At 74.9% G+C, this 746-nt stretch carries 1 protein-coding gene and 1 pseudogene; one reads left to right on the forward strand and one right to left on the reverse strand.

Going from position 1 to position 746, the window contains the following annotated elements; translation table 11 throughout:
- A pseudogene (locus FV230_RS28905) lies at positions 1-337 on the forward strand (DUF1499 domain-containing protein); the annotation flags it as partial.
- 10 nt (positions 338-347) lie between these two features.
- On the opposite strand, the gene FV230_RS28910 reads toward FV230_RS28905, so the two are convergent.
- Positions 348-746, reverse strand: a 399-nt coding sequence (locus FV230_RS28910; protein ID WP_281407491.1) for a MarC family protein, incomplete at its 5' end; no start/stop codon positions are given.

Raw genomic sequence — 746 nt, forward strand, 5'->3', positions numbered from 1 at the left:
GTGCCGCGAGGTCTCGGATCGCGTGCCGCCGGTGCTGCCGGTGCCGGGCGAGCGGCTGCGCGCCATCGTCGCCGCGGTGGCGGCCGAGGAGCCGCGCACCGAGCTGGCCTTCCAGGCCCGCTGGGCCGAGGAGGACCGCTACGTCGTCCGCTCGGAATGGCTGCGGCTGCCCGACACGGTCGCCGTCGCGATTCTCGGCGCCGGCGAGGGCCAATCGACCCTGGCCCTGTACGCCCGCCCGCAATTTGGGTTGCTCGATGCCGGCGGCAACCGGGCCCGCCTGGAGCGCTGGCTCGACCGGATCGAGGGTTTGGCGCGGGCCGAGGCCGCGCGGTGACGCGGGCGTCTCAGCGCGCGGCGAGCAGCGGCCCGAACACGTCGATCACCCCGTTGATGGTGATCTGGGTGCCGACGCAGAGCAGCAGGAACGCGAACAGCCGGCCGAGCACCCGCGCCCCGATCGGCCCGAGCAGGCTCACCACCCGGTCGGCCGAGGCGTAGATTAGCGCCACCGTCGCGGCGACGCCGAGCGCGGCCAGCGACACGCCGACGTAGAAGCCGAGCCGGTCGGCCATCACGGCCGGACGGTTCGAGCCGAGGGTGATCGCCACCGCGATGGTGCCCGGGCCGGTGGTGAAGGGCAGGGTCAGCGGGAAGAACGCGATCTCGGACAGGGGATCGACCGATCTCTGCCCATCCGCCGGCGGCTGGGCGGGAGCGGCGGCCGCCGCCGCTCGGGGCGCGGT

The sequence above is a fragment of the Methylobacterium sp. WL6 genome, from assembly GCF_008040095.1.
In the GTDB taxonomy this organism is placed as follows: Bacteria; Pseudomonadota; Alphaproteobacteria; order Rhizobiales; family Beijerinckiaceae; genus Methylobacterium.